The organism is Rhizobium changzhiense (assembly GCF_013087625.1).
Classification (GTDB): Bacteria; Pseudomonadota; Alphaproteobacteria; order Rhizobiales; family Rhizobiaceae; genus Rhizobium; species Rhizobium sophorae.
On record NZ_JABFCQ010000005.1, the window covers coordinates 90627 to 106114 of the forward strand.

Below are 15488 nucleotides of genomic sequence, written 5' to 3' on the forward strand. Positions count from 1 at the left end.
GACGCGGACTGTCTCACCTCACCCGGTCGCGCGCAAGATCGGTCAGGATACCTGCAGCAACGGTAATACGCGCGAGATTGGGATCGCCGCCATCGCTGAGGCTTGAAAGCTCCTCGAGGATACGGTTGATGCGGATACGATCCTGTGCATGCCAGGCTTGAACGGGAAGCTTTTCCTTGCCGTGATCGGAAAGGGCCGAGATGACGATGTCGCGCCTTGCGCTGGCGATCTGGTCGATGCTGCGGGCAAGCGCCAGATTCTCGTAATGGTCTGAGGTGAGGATCCGGCCGCCCGCCGCCAGCAGCCTGCCGATACGGAAGGTCTGCGACACGGCGATGTAGTTCTCGGCGGCGCGCACCAGAGGTTCGCCGGTGCGCTCGGCGATCTGCATGATCTCCGGCACCAGTGCGAAGATCGGGAGGCTGGCGATCTCGGCCGCGAGTTTTTCGGGCAGGCCCGCCTGTTTATACTCTGCCTGGCGCACGGCGACCTCGCTGGCCACCTGTCCGGCGAAGGCGGTTTTCAGCTTCTTCAGGGCTGCCTGCAGCCGGCTAATCACTTCCGCCATATCGGCCTTGGTCATGCCCGTTTTCAGCAGCAGGCGCGTTAGCACGACAAAGCTGTGGCTGATCTCCTCGTAGATGCGGTTCTGCATCTCGCCTGATATCTTGCCGTCCAGGGCGTCCGTCCCGGCCCAGAGGCTGGTCAGGTCGAAACCGTCTCTAGCGACGATTGCGGCGCGCACCACTTCCGGTGCCGAAGCCGCCGTTGCGTCCATCATGGCGACGGTGAAGCTCGGCCCGCCGCGGTTGATCGCCTCGTTGGCAAGCACGGTCGCGATGATTTCACGCTTCAGCCGGTGGCCGGCGATATCGCCGGCGTTCGACTTCTGCATCTTGACGGGGAAATAATTCGACAGCGTCGCGATGAAATAGGGATCGTCCGGCAGATCGCTTGCGGCGAGCGCATCGAAGAGCACGATCTTGGCATAGGACACCAGCACGCCGATTTCCGGCCGGGTCAGCGGCTTGCCGGCCGCATAGCGCTCCGCCAGGGTCTGGTCATCTGGCAGCGTCTCGACCTTGCGATTCAGCTGCTTGGCGCCCTCCAGAACCGTCATGAAGCGCGCAAGTTCCAGGCCGTTTGCCGTACCCTTGCGTTCCGTCAGCGAGATCGCCAGCGACTGCAGGTAGTTGTTGCGCAGCACCAGGGTCGCGACTTCGCCGGTCATCGACGAAAGAAGCTGGTCGCGTTTTGCACGCGTCAGGCGCCCGTCATGCATGGCGGCTGCCAGCGCGATCTTGATATTGACCTCGACGTCCGAGGTGTTGACACCGGCCGAGTTGTCGATGGCGTCGGAATTGCAGCGCCCCCCCTTGAGGCCATAGGCGATGCGGCCCTTCTGGGTGACGCCGAGGTTTGCGCCTTCGCCGATCACCTTGGCGCGCACCTCAACCGCGGTGATGCGGATCGGGTCGTTGGCGCGGTCGCCGACTTCGGCGTCGGTTTCGGACGGCGCTTTCACATAGGTGCCGATGCCGCCGAACCAGAGCAGGTCGACCGGGCTCTTCAGGATCGCCGTCATGATCTCGAAGGGCGTGGCCACGGCCTTGTCGATGCCGATCGCGGCAACCGCTTCCGGCGTCAGCGTGACCGATTTCGCTGCGCGCGAAATGATCATTGCACCCTTCGACAGCACGCTCTTATCGAAGTCCTGCCAGCTTGAACGCGGCAGGTCGAAGAGCCGCTGGCGCTCAGTCAGCGTCTTTTCCATATCGGGGTCGGGATCGATGATGATGTCGCGGTGATCGAAGGCGGCAATGAGCCGGATCTTCGGAGAGAGCAGCATGCCGTTGCCGAAAACGTCGCCCGACATGTCGCCGACGCCGGCGACGGTGAAGGGTGTCGTCTGGATGTCGATGTCCATTTCCCGGAAATGGCGTTTCGCGGTTTCCCAGGCGCCGCGGGCGGTGATGCCCATCTTCTTGTGGTCGTAACCGGCCGAGCCGCCGGAGGCAAAGGCATCGTCCAGCCAGAAGCCGGCTTCCTGCGCAAGTGCATTGGCGGTGTCGGAAAAGGTCGCGGTGCCCTTGTCGGCGGCGACGACGAAATAGGGATCGTCACCGTCGAGCCTGACGGTATCCTTCGGCGGGACGATGTCGGCGCCCGCTATATTGTCGGTGATCGAAAGCAGTGTGCGGATATAGGTCTTGTAAGCCTCGCGGCCGGCATTGAAGATCTCGTCGCGGCTGCCGCCGACGGGGAGCTTCTTCGGATAGAAGCCGCCCTTGGCGCCGACCGGCACGATGACGGCGTTCTTGACCTGCTGCGCCTTGACGAGGCCGAGCACCTCGGTGCGGTAATCCTCGGCGCGATCCGACCAGCGCAGGCCGCCGCGCGCCACCTTGCCGAAACGCAGATGCACGCCTTCCACCTCGACGCCATAGACGAACATCTCGCGGAAGGGCTTCGGTTCCGGCAGCCCATCGACCAGGTGCGGATCGAGCTTGAAGGCCAGCATCGGTTTCGGCGAGCCGTCCGGGTTCTTCTGGAAATAATTGGTGCGCAGCGTCGCATCGACGATGTTGACGTAGCGGCGCAGGATACGGTCGTCGTCGAGGCTCGGCACGTCGGCAAGCTCGGCCTCGATCGCCTGGTGCAGTTCGGCAAGCTTCTTGACGCGGGCCTTCTCCGTAAGCCTGGTGTCGAGCGTGTCATGGAAGAGACGAAAGATAGCAGCGGCGACACCGGGATATTTGTCGAGCGTCGTGGCGATATAATCCTGCGAATAGGCGATGCCGGCCTGACGGAGATAACGCGCGTAGGCGCGTAGCACATTCGTCTCGCGCGCCGAGAGCCCGGCCGAAAGGATCAGCCGGTTGAAGCTGTCATTGTCGATCGTGCCGGCGAAGGCGGCAACGAAGCCTTCCTCGAGGGCGGCGCCGTAACGCTGCAGATCGATTTCGCCGCCATTGCGGGCCTCGAGCTCCATGTCGTGCAGCACGACGAGTTTCTTTTCTCCATCGGCGGCCGGCACCCCGATGTCGAAAGTGCGTTCACTGACGACGTTGAAGCCGAGATTCTCGAGAAGCGGCACGCGGCGCGACAGCGCCAGCTGGCCGCCGGCGTGGAAAATCTTCAAGGAAAGGATGCGGCCCTGTTCTTCCTGACGATGGTAGAACTGGATGCGCAGCGGTTCGCCGGCGGCGCAGGCACCGATATCGGCGAGGTCGGCCACGGTTTCCTCCGGTGTGAAGGAATCCTGGAAGGCTTGGTCGACGGATATCTTCGGGGCCTTGGCCCCGGCCAGCGCCTCGAAACGGTCGTCCCAGCGGGCCGTGATCTCGCGGATCACCTGCTCGAGCTTTGCCTGCGGAATGCGCGGCGTCTTGCCGCCCGAGCGGCCGATGATGAAATGCACGCGCGCCACGCCGCCTTCCGGGAAGGCCGGGTAATAGGCGGAAACACGGCCGTCATAGACAGTCTTCAGATAGGTACCGATCCGTTCGCGGACGATCGAGTCATACTCCTCGCGCGGCACGTAGACGATCACCGAGACGAAACGGTCGAAATGGTCGATGCGCGGCAGGACGCGGACGCGCGGCCGATCAGCCAAGTCGTTGATCTGTTCGGCAAAACTTGCAAGCAGCGTCGTGTCGATCTGGAAAAGATCGTCGCGCGGATAAGATTCCAGGGTGTTGTCGAGCATACGGCCGGAATGGCTCATCGGGTCGAAGCCGAAATGTTCCTTCACCTTCTCGATCTTGGAACGCAGCAGCGGGATTTCCGAGGCGAGCGAGGTATAGGCGGTCGAGGTGAAAAGGCCGACGATGCGCAGCTCGCCGGTGACGTTACCCTCAGCGTCGAAGCGCTTGACGCCGACATAATCCATATAGGCCCGGCGATGGACGATCGATTTCACATTCGCCTTGGTGACGATCAGGAAGTCGGGGCCGTCGAGGAAGGCGAGGATCTCAGGCGTCGTCGTTACGGCGTCCTTGCCGGTGCGCAGCACCAGAACATCGGGATTGGAGAGGATGCCGAGGCCTGCACCCTTGTCGCGTTCGACCTTGGCATCGGTCCCCTTGCCGGAATAGACATATTCCCGCATGCCAAGGAAAGTGAAATTCTCATCGCGCAGCCAGGTCAGGAAAGCGACGGCTTCGTCGCGATCGGCCTTCTTCCGGCTGGCGCCATTGGCCGCAAGCTCGGCGATCACTCCGTCGATCTTGGAAAGCATCGGCTTCCAGTCGGAAACCGACAGGCGAACCTGTTCGAGGACTTTTTCGATGCGTTTGACGAGATCGGCCGCCTGGGCAGAATTGAGGGGGGCAATATGAAGCTGGATATGGCTGACGCGGTTGGCCGGATCGCTCGGGTGATCGGCGGAATACATCGCCGGCGCCTTGCCCTTTTCCATGACCAGGATGGGATGCACGGCCATGAACAGGTCGCGATAGGTGCTCGTCACTTCGCCCATGACCGATTCAAACAGAAAAGGCATGTTCTGGTCGGTGACTGAAAGCACCGAGACGGCGATGCCATCAGGCGTCACATCGGCAATCGTGTCGATGCTGACGCGGGGCGCCTTGCCGTTCCAGGCAGCAAGTTCCTTTGCCGAATGCACGGCGGAGAGCGCCAGCATTTCCGGCGTATAGAGTTCGAGATCGTCATTGCTTGCCCGGCCGAAGAGAATTTCCGGATCGAGATGCGCCTCGCCTGTCGCCTTGGCGATCTTGCGCGCGCTTTCGATCTGCTTTTCCCGTTTCGGATTGTTTCTGGCAGCCATGGATCGCCTCCCTCAATGTCTGATTTTTTGCAAGCTAGCAGAAGATTCTTCGAAAAAATCTCTAAAAGAGAGGTCCGAAGGATTGTTTTGACGCTTTTTTGGCGCTGGAAAAGAGAAATTCTAAGAAATTTTCCGCTTTCTTCGCCAAGCGAAAGCGAAAGTCCCGTCTTCCGGTTTTTCGTACTGCCGAACATTTCCACGCCCGCATGAAGAATGGTTGACAGCGTGGCGTCAAAAAGATCATCAAACGCGGTCATCATTCGGATTTTGGATATCATGTCGGAAAATGCAGCGGGCGCAGTCATCGTCATTTCCAGCCATGTGGTGCGGGGCTCGGTCGGAAACCGGGCAGCCGTCTTTGCGCTGGAGACGCTCGGTCATCCGGTCTGGGCCCTGCCGACCATCGTGCTGCCCTGGCATCCCGGCCACGGCCGCTCGACGCGGCTGACTTTTGCGGAAACGGATTTCGATGCGGCAATCGACGATCTGATCCGCGCGCCCTGGATCGGCGAAGTCAAGGCTGTGCTTTCAGGCTATTTCGGCAATGCCGCCCAGGCGCGCTCCGTCGCCCGGCTGATCGGTGCGCTGAGACAAAACAATCCCGAGCTGCTCTATGTCTGCGATCCGGTCATGGGCGATCTCGGCGGCCTTTACGTGCCGGAAGCGACCGCTGAGGCCATTCGCGATCATCTCATTCCGCTCGCCTCGCTCGCGACGCCGAACCGCTACGAGCTCGCATGGCTTTCGGGGGCAGCCCTCGAAGACAACAGTGCGATCATGGAGGCGGCGCTCGCGCTCGGACCATCGCGCATGCTCGTCACTTCGGCGGTGCCGATGATGGCGGGTGGCACCGGCAATCTCTATCTTTCCGGCCGTCACGCGCTTCTTGCGGAGCATCGCGTCGTCGACAACCCGCCGAATGGTCTCGGTGACCTCATCGCCGCCGTCTTCCTGTCGCGCCTGCTTTCCGGGATCGAGGACGAAAAGGCGCTGCAGCTTGCCACCGCCAGCGTCTTCGAGGTGCTTGCGCGTGCCGTCAAGCGCGGCAGCAACGAGTTGATGCTGGCAAGTGATGCTTCCAGCCTTTCGACGCCGATGGCCATGGTGCAGATGCGCCGGCTCGTGCACCCGGCGCAGCGGCGAAAAAAATGACGCATCTGCCAATATGTTCATTTTGCGGTGCAGCAGTTGATCTTGTCTTCGGCGCGCGCTAATCCAGAAGCATGCAGCGTTTTCCAAATCCCCTTCTGGACGGCTATCGCAACTTTATGAACGGGCGTTATGCCGACGCCCGCGACAGGTACCGGCAGCTTGCCGAAAACGGTCAGAGTCCCCATACGCTTGTCATTGCCTGTTCGGATTCTCGCGCGGCACCGGAGCTGATCTTCGATGCCGGCCCAGGCGAATTGTTCGTCATCCGCAACGTCGCCAACATGGTGCCGCCCTACGAGCCGGACGGTCACTTTCATTCGACCTCGGCCGCACTCGAATTTGCCGTGCAGGTGCTGAAGGTCTCGGATATCGTCGTGATGGGCCATGGCCGCTGCGGCGGCATCCGCTCAGCACTCGATCCAAATGCCGAGCCATTGTCGCCCGGCGATTTCATCGGCCGCTGGATGTCGCTGGTCAAACCCGCCGCCGAGCAGATCCAGAGCAACGACGTGATGACGGCTGCAGAGCGGCAGACGGCGCTGGAGCGTGTCTCCATCCGCAATTCGATCACCAATCTCAGAAGCTTTCCCGACATCAAGGCGCTCGAGGAAGCGGGAAAGCTTCATCTCCACGGCGCCTGGTTCGACATTTCGACCGGTGAACTCTGGGTCATGGACGCCGAGACACGCGACTTCATTCGTCCCGAAATTTAGGGACATGCCAGTTTATCAGTTTTTTAAGGATTGTTGTTAAGCTTGCCGTCAATTGGTCGCGCACGACCGACGTTTTGATCACCGTGGCGATTGGCGATGAAGTTCGAAACCATCAAAAGGGTTATCCTGGCCGCCATCATGCTGCCCTTCGTCTTCATGCTCATTGAAGGCGTCGTCGTCATACGTTCTTCGGTCAATCAATACTGGAACCTCGAAAAGGACCGGCAGTTCGCCGACGTGCTTGCCCGTGGCGGGTCGATCGCCGCCACGGAGATTCTGACCGAAATTGGCGCGACCCGCCGCTACCTTGCACATCCCAGCAGCAGGACTGCCATCGACATGCAGCAAAGCCGGGTGACGCTCGATCGCGAACGCCGCGCTTTTTACGCCAGCCTGCCCTCCCGCGATGCGCTCGACGAGGGTCTCGTCGGCGAATTATCGATTCTCAGCCTTGCCTATAGCCGCATCGTCGCGGCGCGCAGCGCCGTCGACCAGGGCCGTTATACCGGCAGCGATCCCGGTTCCATCTACTGGTATGCGGCTCTCAAGCAGCTTGCCGTCGTCGATGCGCTTTCGCCGCTGATCAGCGATCCGGTGCTGCTTGAGAAATCCAACCAGCTGATGGGCATCCTGCTGACCTATTACGGCGAAAGGCTGATCACCGGGATCGGCACCCGTTATCTCGACCAAGGGGCTTCCGCCAGATTGCCGGTGGAGCTCTTCGTGCAGGGCAAGGTCATGCTCGGCGAGGGCATGGATCACATGGTTTTCCATTCCTCCGCGCCGGTCGTGCGCCACATCGTTGCTTATCTCGGCCGCAGCAGCCAGGTGAAGGCGGATGCGATCACCGATGCCATTCTCGCCGGATCGCGGCCGACACGCGCCGTGCATGACGTCTGGGCCGCCGCGCAGAGCGAGCGCATGAGCTTCCTGCAGCAGAAGATGATCGAGGCCGCACAGGATATTCACGAGACCGGCGAAAACCTTTCGACGCGCTCGCACATACACCTGACGCGGATTCTGGCTCTGTGTGCCGGCCTGCTGATTCTCGCCACATTGGTGCTGCTGCTGGCGGCAAAGGGTCTGCGCCTGATCGACCGGTTGACCCAGGATCGGGAGACGCTGGTGGGCGAGTTGCGCAGCGCCGCCCAGACCGATCTTCTGACCGGCCTTTACAATAGGCGCGGCTTCGAGGTCGCCGCATCCGCACTTCTCACACAGGCCGAACACGGATCACGCTGGATTTCCGTCGTGCTCTTCGACCTCGATCACTTCAAGAAGACCAACGACGTTCACGGGCATGACGCCGGCGATGCCGTGCTCCGGCATGTCGCGGGGGTCGCGCGTGAGAATTTTCGTTCCTTCGATCTGCTGGTGCGCCATGGCGGCGAGGAGTTCCTGGCGCTTCTGCCGGATTCGACGCCTGACGATGCCGCAATCGTTGCCGAGCGTGTGCGGCTGGCGATCGAGGCGGCGGAAATCCCCCTGCCGAGCGGCGATGTTCTCAAGGTGACGGCGAGTTTCGGATGCGCCGGACGGGCAAATGAAGCCACCAACCGGAACTTCGAGGATCTGGTCAAGCGCGCCGACCTGGCGCTTTACGCCGCCAAGGCCTCCGGCCGCAATTGCGTCGTCTCGGGACCAATCCTGCCGGCCCCGGTGCAGGAGGAGCGACGCAAGGCGGCGTCCGGCGGCGGCTTTGATTCCCGCATATGAAAAACGCCGCATATCGCAGCGGCGTTTTCGCGTATTTTATCGGGCCTATCTGCCGTCGATCTGCTGACCGATATAGGCGATAGCCTGCTGGTAGACGCTGGCGGCGTTCCAGCCCTGGATGGCAACGAAATTCGGCTCTCCCGGCTGATAGCCGGCGCCGGCGCGCCAGCCGTGGCCCTTGAGGAAATTCGCCGTCGAGGCCAGTGCATCGGCGCGGGAACCGACCATGTCGACGCGGCCGTTGCCGTCGCCGTCGGCGCCGAAGCGCACCACATTGCGCGGCAGAAACTGCGTCTGGCCGATTTCACCATGGGCAGCGCCCTTGGCCTGCGGGCTCAGATAACCCTCGGAGACGAGCTGGAGTGCTGCATAGAGCTGGTCGGTGAAATATTGCGAACGACGGCAGTCATAGGCGAGGGTCGAAACAGCCGACAGCGTATGCTGGTTGCCCATATAGCTGCCGAAACCGGTCTCCATGCCCCAGATCGCAATTAGCGGGCCGGCCGGAACGCCGAAACGGCGCTCGATCGAGGCAAAAAGCGCCTGATTGGCGGCCTTCATGCTGCGGCCGCGGGAGATGATCGCGGCACCGCCGCGCTTCTGCATGAAAGCGTCGAAGGAGAGCTTGAAGCTCTTCTGGCCACGGTCGGCGGCAATCGTCGGCCTGTTGTAATTGACGTTGGCGAAGGCGCGGTCGAGGACCGAGCGGCTGACGCCGTTTGCCGCCGCTTCCTGCTTGAAGTCGGCGACCCATGCACCGAAACCGCTGCTATTATTGCCGCATTGAGCGCCCTGGGCCGCTGCCGGCAGCGCCTGGAGGACGCCCGCCGCCGTCAAAGCCGCCAGAAAGAATGTTGTCATGCGCATGAGAAACCCCGCTTCCGATCTACTGAAGCGCGCCGCGGCCGATCGGGGCCATGCGACGCGCTCAAAGTCTTCGTTCTGTTCATGTCGCTGTCCCGAACCGCTGCACGGTTTTGGACGGCATGCTTTGGCTTGATGCCGGGCAGAATGCCAGCCGAAGGCGATCTTGTCACGGTCACCTTTTTCAGCAAGCGCCTATGGACAGAAGCGTCCACAATTCGGCAAAAAGCCCTGCCTTCATCAGCAGCAGGGCTTTAGCATATTATGGTTTACAAATGGTATCAGGCGGCCTGCTTGCGCGGCTTGACGAGACCACGATTGACGAGCAGCTCGGCGATCTGGATGGCGTTCAACGCAGCGCCCTTGCGCAGATTGTCGGAGACCACCCAGATGTTGAGGCCGTTTTCGACCGTCGCATCCTCGCGGATGCGCGAAATGTAGGTCGCATCCTCGCCGGCGGATTCATAAGGCGTGATGTAGCCGCCATCCTCGCGCTTGTCGATGACGAGGCAGCCCGGTGCATCGCGCAGGATGTCGCGGGCCTGGTCGGCGGTGATCTCGTTTTCGAATTCGATGTTGACCGATTCCGAATGACCGATGAAAACCGGCACGCGCACCGCCGTGCAGGTCACCTTGATCTTCGGGTCGAGCATCTTCTTCGTCTCGGCCAGCACCTTCCACTCTTCCTTGGTGTAGCCGTCCTCCATGAAAACGTCGATGTGCGGGATGACATTGAAGGCAATACGCTTGGTGAACTTCTTGTTCTCGATCGGATCGGCGACGAAGACGGCGCGCGTCTGGTTGAAGAGCTCGTCCATGCCGTCCTTGCCGGCGCCGGAGACCGACTGGTAGGTCGAGATGACGACGCGCTTGATCTTGGCAAAATCGTGCAGCGGCTTCAACGCCACCACCAGCTGGGCGGTCGAGCAATTCGGATTGGCGATGATGTTGCGCTTGGTGAACTGGCTGATGGCATCCGGGTTCACTTCCGGCACGATCAGCGGCACGTCGGCGTCGTAGCGCCAGGCCGAGGAATTGTCGATGACGATGCAGCCCTGCTGGCCGATCTTCGGCGAGAACTTCTTGGAGACCTCGCCGCCGGCCGACATCAGGCAGATGTCGGTATCGGAGAAATCGTAATTCTCCAGATTGGAGACTTTCAGCGTCCGGTCACCGTAGGAAACCTCGGTGCCCTGCGAACGCGAGGAGGCGAGTGCCACGACCTCATCGGCGGGGAAGCCTCGCTCGGAGAGGATGTTGAGCATCTCCCGGCCGACATTTCCGGTCGCTCCCGCAACTGCTACTTTGAAACCCATTTCTCAAGCTCTCTTTCTCTTCTCTCCTCTTGTCCGGTGAGGGGGAAAGGCGCGACGGATCGCGTCTTCCTGTCCCCAGCCGAGCCGGGGAGAGAGCGGCAGGCCAGAGACGTCAGACGGTTTTCGTCGTCGTTTTGGCCTTGGTTTTGGCAGAAACCGGAACGGCAATGTCCACCCCGGCAACCCGTGCCCGGTCATTGCATTCGGCAATGGCGTGTTCGTCGCGAACCATGGAGATTCCTTTTCCGCTGTTGCTCTTAGAAGGTTTTCTACAGGAGTCAAGGTTTTTGCGCTCAGAGCCGGCAGGCGAGAGCGGCGGCCGCCATGCTGCGACGTTTTGTCATGCCGCTGTCATCCTCGGGAGGTATCCCGGCGCGGTTATCAATGTCTGCAACGAAAACGGGGGTTTTCCATGCGTACGCTTCTCGCCGCCTTTGCGGCCACCACCATCCTTGCGGGCGCCGCTCAGGCGACGACGGTCTATCCGCTCGATCGCGCCACGATTCTTGCCGGCTCGCCGTTCGATTTCAAGGTCGAGCTCAACAAGCAGGTCAAGCCCGAAGACGTGAAGATTACCGTCAACGGCCAGGACTATAAGACCGTTCTCGGCGGCGAGGCGCAGTTCGTCGAGCTGGAAAAGGGCAAGGAAGACAAGGCGCTCGGCTCCGCTCTCTTGTTGCGCGGCCTGAAGATTTCCGCTCCCGGCGCCTATAAGGTCGAGGTCGCTGCCGGCGACGAAACGAAGTCCGTTACCTGGAACGTCTACGAAACCGCGGCTCAGCCGAAGGCCAAGAACATCATCTTCCTCTTGGGTGATGGGCTTTCCGTTGCGCACCGCACCGCCGCCCGCATCATGTCCAAGGGCATGACCGAAGGGAAGGCCAATGGCCGGCTGAACATGGACGACCTCGATCGCATGGCTTTCATCGGCACGTCGGCGACGAATGCGGTTGCCACCGACTCGGCCAACACCATGTCGGCCTTCATGACGGGCCATAAGACGGCCGTCAACGCACTCGGCGTTTATGCGGACCGTACGCCGGCTCCGCTCGATGATCCGCGGGTCGAAACCTTTGGGGAAGCCGTTCGCCGCACGACCAAGAAGTCGATCGGTATCGTCGCGACCTCCGAAGTCGAGGACGCGACGCCAGCTGCGGTCGTTTCCCATACCCGCAGCCGCAACGACAAGGCCGACATCGTCGGCATGCTGCTTGAGGTGAAGCCGGAAGTTATCCTTGGCGGCGGTTCGGCCTATTTCCTCGGCAAGGAGGTTGCCGGTTCGAAGCGCAAGGATAACCAGGATTACATCAAGCTGTTCCAGGATGCCGGCTATAAGCTGGCGACCGATAAGAACGAGCTCGCCGCCAATGCCTCGGCTGAAGGCAATCTCCTCGGTCTCTTCCACACCGGCAACATGGACGTCACGCTCGATCGAGAGTTCCTGAAGAAGGGCACGGTCGATAAGTTCCCGAACCAGCCGGGCCTCGTTGATATGACCAAGGTTGCGCTCGATCGCCTCTCGAAGAATCCGGAGGGTTTCTTTCTGATGGTCGAAGGCTCCTCCATCGACAAGATGTCGCATCCACTCGATTGGGATCGTGCGGTCATCGACACCATCGAATTCGACAAGGCGATCGGTGTTGCCCGCGAGTTCCAGAAGGCCCATCCTGATACGCTGATCGTCGTCACCGGCGACCACACCCACGGCGTATCGATCATCGGTACCGTCGATGATGAGAAGCCCGGCACGGAAATGCGCGAAAAGGTCGGGACCTATGCCGAGGCTGGCTTCCCGAACTACAAGGACGAAAACGGCGACGGCTATCCCGATAAGGTCGACGTCAGCCGCCGGCTGTTCCTGAGCGCCAATAACGGCCCCGATCACTACGAGACCTTCCGTCCGAAGCTCGACGGTCCGTTCGTTCCTGCTGTCCAGAACGAAAAGAAGGAATATGTCGCCAACGAGCAGTATAAGGATGTTCCCGGCGCGGTCTTCGTTCAGGGCAATCTTCCGAAGAGCAGCGAAAGTGGCGTCCATGCGGTCGACGACGTCGTCCTGCAGTCGGCGGGCCCGGGTTCGGAAGAGTTCCATGGTTACATGGAACAGAGCGACGTCTATCGCGTGCTTGCCCACACCTTCGCTCTCGGCGCCAAGCAGACGAACTGATCTGAATCCGGCAAGGCCGCTTGCCGGCCTTGCCCCTTTCACCGATCATGGTCCCGGCCGTTCAGCGGCCGGGACTTCATTCTTGGAGATCGCCATGGAAAAGCTCCCTTCGCTGCATCTCAGCCGCCGCCAGCTGATCGGCGCCGCCATGGTGCTTCCCTTCACCGCTTCCCTCGTTCGCGCTGCCGATTCTTCGCTTGCGTTCGATGAACTTTACGGCAAGTTCGGCGTGCTCGGCCTCGAATTTTCCGACAAGGTGAAGCGCCTTGCCGGCAACGACGTCGCCATGAAAGGTTTCATGGCGCCGCCATTGAAGGCCGAGGCCCAGTTCTTCGTGCTCACCGAGGTGCCGATGTCGCTCTGCCCCTTCTGCTCCTCGGATGCGGATTGGCCGGATAATATCGTCGTCGTCTATCTCGGCGAGAAGCAGACCTTCGTGCAGCCGCGCCAGACGATAGAAGTGCGCGGCACGCTGGAATACGGTTCCTGGACGGACCCGGACACCGGCTTCGTCAGCCTGCTGCGCCTCCGCCAAGCCGAATATTCCGCTGCCTGAACGATATGCTCGCTCTTGATATCGAAAACCTTTCCGTTGCCTTCCGGGGCCTGTCCTCGCCGGCCCTTGCGATCGGCCGCCTGTCGATCGATGCCGGCAGCAGGGTCGCCATTACAGGCGCTTCCGGTTCCGGCAAAAGCACCTTCGTCAATATCGTTGCCGGGCTGGAGCGGACACGCCAAGGCCGCATCCGCTGGAACGGCGAGGATATCGCGAATTTTTCAGAAAGCCGGCGCGACCGATTCCGTGCCGCCAATATCGGCCTGGTTATGCAGGAGTTCCATCTCTTCCCCGGCCTGTCGGCGCTGGAAAACGTGCTGCTGCCGGCGCGTCTTGCCGGCGCCGCCACGGATGATGTCATCGAGCGGGCGCATTCGCTTTTGAGCACCGTCGGTCTTTCCCGTCCGGGCCAGAAGATCGAAACCATGTCGCGCGGCGAGATGCAGCGCGTGGCGATCGGCCGGGCGCTGCTGCGCAAGCCCGGCGTCATCATCGCCGACGAGCCAACCGCAAGCCTCGATGCCGAAAGCGGCGAGGCGGTCGGCGATCTCATCCTCGATCTGGCCATGGCCGAAGGCAGCACGCTGATCGTCGTTTCACACGACCAGCGCTTGGCCAGCCGCCTCGATCGGCGCATCACCTTCGGTTCCGGCCGGATCAGCGAAGATTCCGCGGCAACGGCAGGAGAAGCTGCATGATCCGCTTCATCCTTTCCGATCTTCGTCGCCTCTGGGCGGGATCGCTGGTGGTCGTGCTGCTGGTGGCGCTTGCGACCGCGCTCGGCGTTTCCGTCGTCCTGCAGGAGCGGGCGCTTCGTCTCGGCAGCGCACGCGCTGCCGACAAGTTCGATCTTGTCATCGGCGCCGGCGGCAGCGAGACGCAGCTCGTGCTGTCCTCCGTCTTCCTGCAGCCCTCGCCTTTGCCGCTCATGCCGGGCGAAGTGCTGGGCAGGCTTGCCGCGGATCCACGGGTCGATTGGGCAGCTCCGATCGGCTTCGGCGATTCCTTCTCCGGCTATCCGATCATCGGCACGACGACCATGCTGGCGCAGAACCTGTCCGGCGGTCTGGCCGAAGGCAAGATTTTCGGGCGCGAGGGCGAAGCCGTGATCGGCGCCGCTGTCAAGCTGTCGCTCGGCGCCGAGATCAAGCCGATGCACGGGTCGCTGGACGAGGGCGGCGAGACCCATACCGAGCTCATCTATCGTATCGCCGGCCGCTTGCGGCCGACCGGCACCGCCTGGGATCGGGCCATTCTCGTTCCGATCCAGGCCGTCTGGCACATCCATGGCATGGAGGCGGAAAAGCATTTGGAGGATGGTGCCGAAGCCGAGCACGATCATAAAGTGGCGTCCGGCACGGCTAGCGCTGAACATGGTCATGAGCATGAGAAAGCCGGCGCTGATCACGATGGGCATGAGCATCACGGGGAAGCTGATCCGGATGCCGCGCTTGATGAGAGCTGGACTGCGGGCGCTCCCGGCCTTCCCGCCATTCTCGTCAAGCCAAAAACGATCGCCGATGCCTACAAGCTGCGGCAGGACTATCGCAGCGGTGATACCGTCGCCGTCTTTCCGGGCGAGGTGCTGACCAATCTCTACGCCACGCTCGGCGACGCCAAGCAGATCCTCGTCGCGGTCGCCTCCGGCGCGCAAGCTCTCGTCGCAGCCTCGCTGGTGCTGGTCACGGTCATCCATATCGGCCAGCGCCGCCGTCAGATCGGCGCACTCAGGGCCTTCGGCGCCCCGCGCGGCGCGATTTTCGGCATCGTCTGGCTGGAATTCTTTTTCCTGGTCGCGGTCGGCATCGCACTCGGATTCGCGCTCGGTTATGCCGCGGCCCTCACTTTGTCCAATATGTTCTCGCAGACGAGCGGGATCACCATGCCGGTCGGCTTCGCCCGTGAAGATACCGCGCTTGCAGCGGTGCTGCTTGCCTTTGCCACAATTCTTGCCGCGCTGCCGGCAGTGCTCGCCTACCGGCAATCGCCGGCGCAGGCGCTGAGAGCGTAACGGGTCCACGTCGCAAACCGCAGTGATACCTGCTTCCAAACCTCCGGCAGCGAAATCCTCACGGGCGGCGGCGGGGCTGATGTGCGTGAGAACCGGGCGCCATTATTAGACTAAAGTCATAATCCGAAAGCCTCTCTCTTTTTGATCTGTCGTTTCTGGCACACTCCCGTCAGGCGTGTCGCGGCCAGGGGTATGCTTTGAGGA

10 protein-coding genes and 1 pseudogene are annotated in these 15488 nt (G+C 61.6%); 7 read left to right on the forward strand and 4 right to left on the reverse strand.

Annotated elements, in window-relative coordinates; translation table 11 throughout:
- Window positions 1–13: 13 nt before the first annotated feature.
- Entirely contained in the window at window positions 14–4789 is a 4776-nt protein-coding gene (locus G9X68_RS23345; protein ID WP_171604426.1) for an NAD-glutamate dehydrogenase, read from the reverse strand.
- 276 nt (window positions 4790–5065) lie between these two features.
- Here G9X68_RS23345 and pdxY point away from each other — a divergent pair, with 276 nt between their 5' ends.
- The 3 genes from pdxY to G9X68_RS23360 all read left to right on the forward strand — a co-directional run bounded on the left by pdxY (window position 5066) and on the right by G9X68_RS23360 (window position 8370).
- The gene (gene pdxY, locus G9X68_RS23350) at window positions 5066–5941 is read left to right on the forward strand and encodes a pyridoxal kinase PdxY (RefSeq protein ID WP_062940004.1); all 876 of its coding nucleotides are present in this window, start codon (window positions 5066–5068) and stop codon (window positions 5939–5941) included.
- Window positions 5942–6012: 71 nt separating this feature from the next.
- Window positions 6013–6654, forward strand: coding sequence for a carbonic anhydrase (locus G9X68_RS23355; RefSeq protein WP_171604427.1), 642 nt, complete (start codon window positions 6013–6015; stop codon window positions 6652–6654).
- A gap of 96 nt (window positions 6655–6750) precedes the next feature.
- Window positions 6751–8370: a GGDEF domain-containing protein gene (locus G9X68_RS23360; protein ID WP_171604428.1), complete on the forward strand. Its 1620-nt coding sequence runs from the start codon at window positions 6751–6753 to the stop codon at window positions 8368–8370.
- Between the two features lie 45 nt (window positions 8371–8415).
- Here the strand turns inward: G9X68_RS23360 and G9X68_RS23365 are convergent, their stop codons facing one another.
- The 3 genes and pseudogenes from G9X68_RS23365 to G9X68_RS32360 form a co-directional block, all read right to left on the reverse strand.
- Window positions 8416–9237 carry a lytic murein transglycosylase gene (locus tag G9X68_RS23365; protein ID WP_171604429.1) on the reverse strand — a complete coding sequence of 274 codons (822 nt, stop codon included), beginning with the start codon at window positions 9235–9237 and terminating at the stop codon, window positions 8416–8418.
- A gap of 278 nt (window positions 9238–9515) precedes the next feature.
- Entirely contained in the window at window positions 9516–10550 is a 1035-nt protein-coding gene (locus G9X68_RS23370) for an aspartate-semialdehyde dehydrogenase (protein ID WP_012759513.1), read from the reverse strand.
- A gap of 112 nt (window positions 10551–10662) precedes the next feature.
- Window positions 10663–10872, reverse strand: a pseudogene (locus G9X68_RS32360) (hypothetical protein); the annotation flags it as partial.
- A 90-nt stretch (window positions 10873–10962) separates the two neighbouring features.
- Between G9X68_RS32360 and G9X68_RS23375 the strand changes: the two are divergent.
- The 4 genes from G9X68_RS23375 (at window position 10963) to G9X68_RS23390 (ending at window position 15284) form a co-directional block, all read left to right on the forward strand.
- Window positions 10963–12717 carry an alkaline phosphatase gene (locus G9X68_RS23375; protein ID WP_171604430.1) on the forward strand — a complete coding sequence of 585 codons (1755 nt, stop codon included), beginning with the start codon at window positions 10963–10965 and terminating at the stop codon, window positions 12715–12717.
- 94 nt (window positions 12718–12811) lie between these two features.
- Window positions 12812–13273: a hypothetical protein gene (locus tag G9X68_RS23380; RefSeq protein ID WP_171604431.1), complete on the forward strand. Its 462-nt coding sequence runs from the start codon at window positions 12812–12814 to the stop codon at window positions 13271–13273.
- Window positions 13274–13278: 5 nt separating this feature from the next.
- Window positions 13279–13971 carry an ABC transporter ATP-binding protein gene (locus G9X68_RS23385; protein ID WP_171604432.1) on the forward strand — a complete coding sequence of 231 codons (693 nt, stop codon included), beginning with the start codon at window positions 13279–13281 and terminating at the stop codon, window positions 13969–13971.
- Entirely contained in the window at window positions 13968–15284 is a 1317-nt protein-coding gene (locus G9X68_RS23390) for an ABC transporter permease (protein ID WP_171604433.1), read from the forward strand. The genes G9X68_RS23385 and G9X68_RS23390 overlap by 4 nt, the downstream gene beginning before the upstream one ends.
- The last annotated feature ends 204 nt before the right edge of the window (window positions 15285–15488 follow it).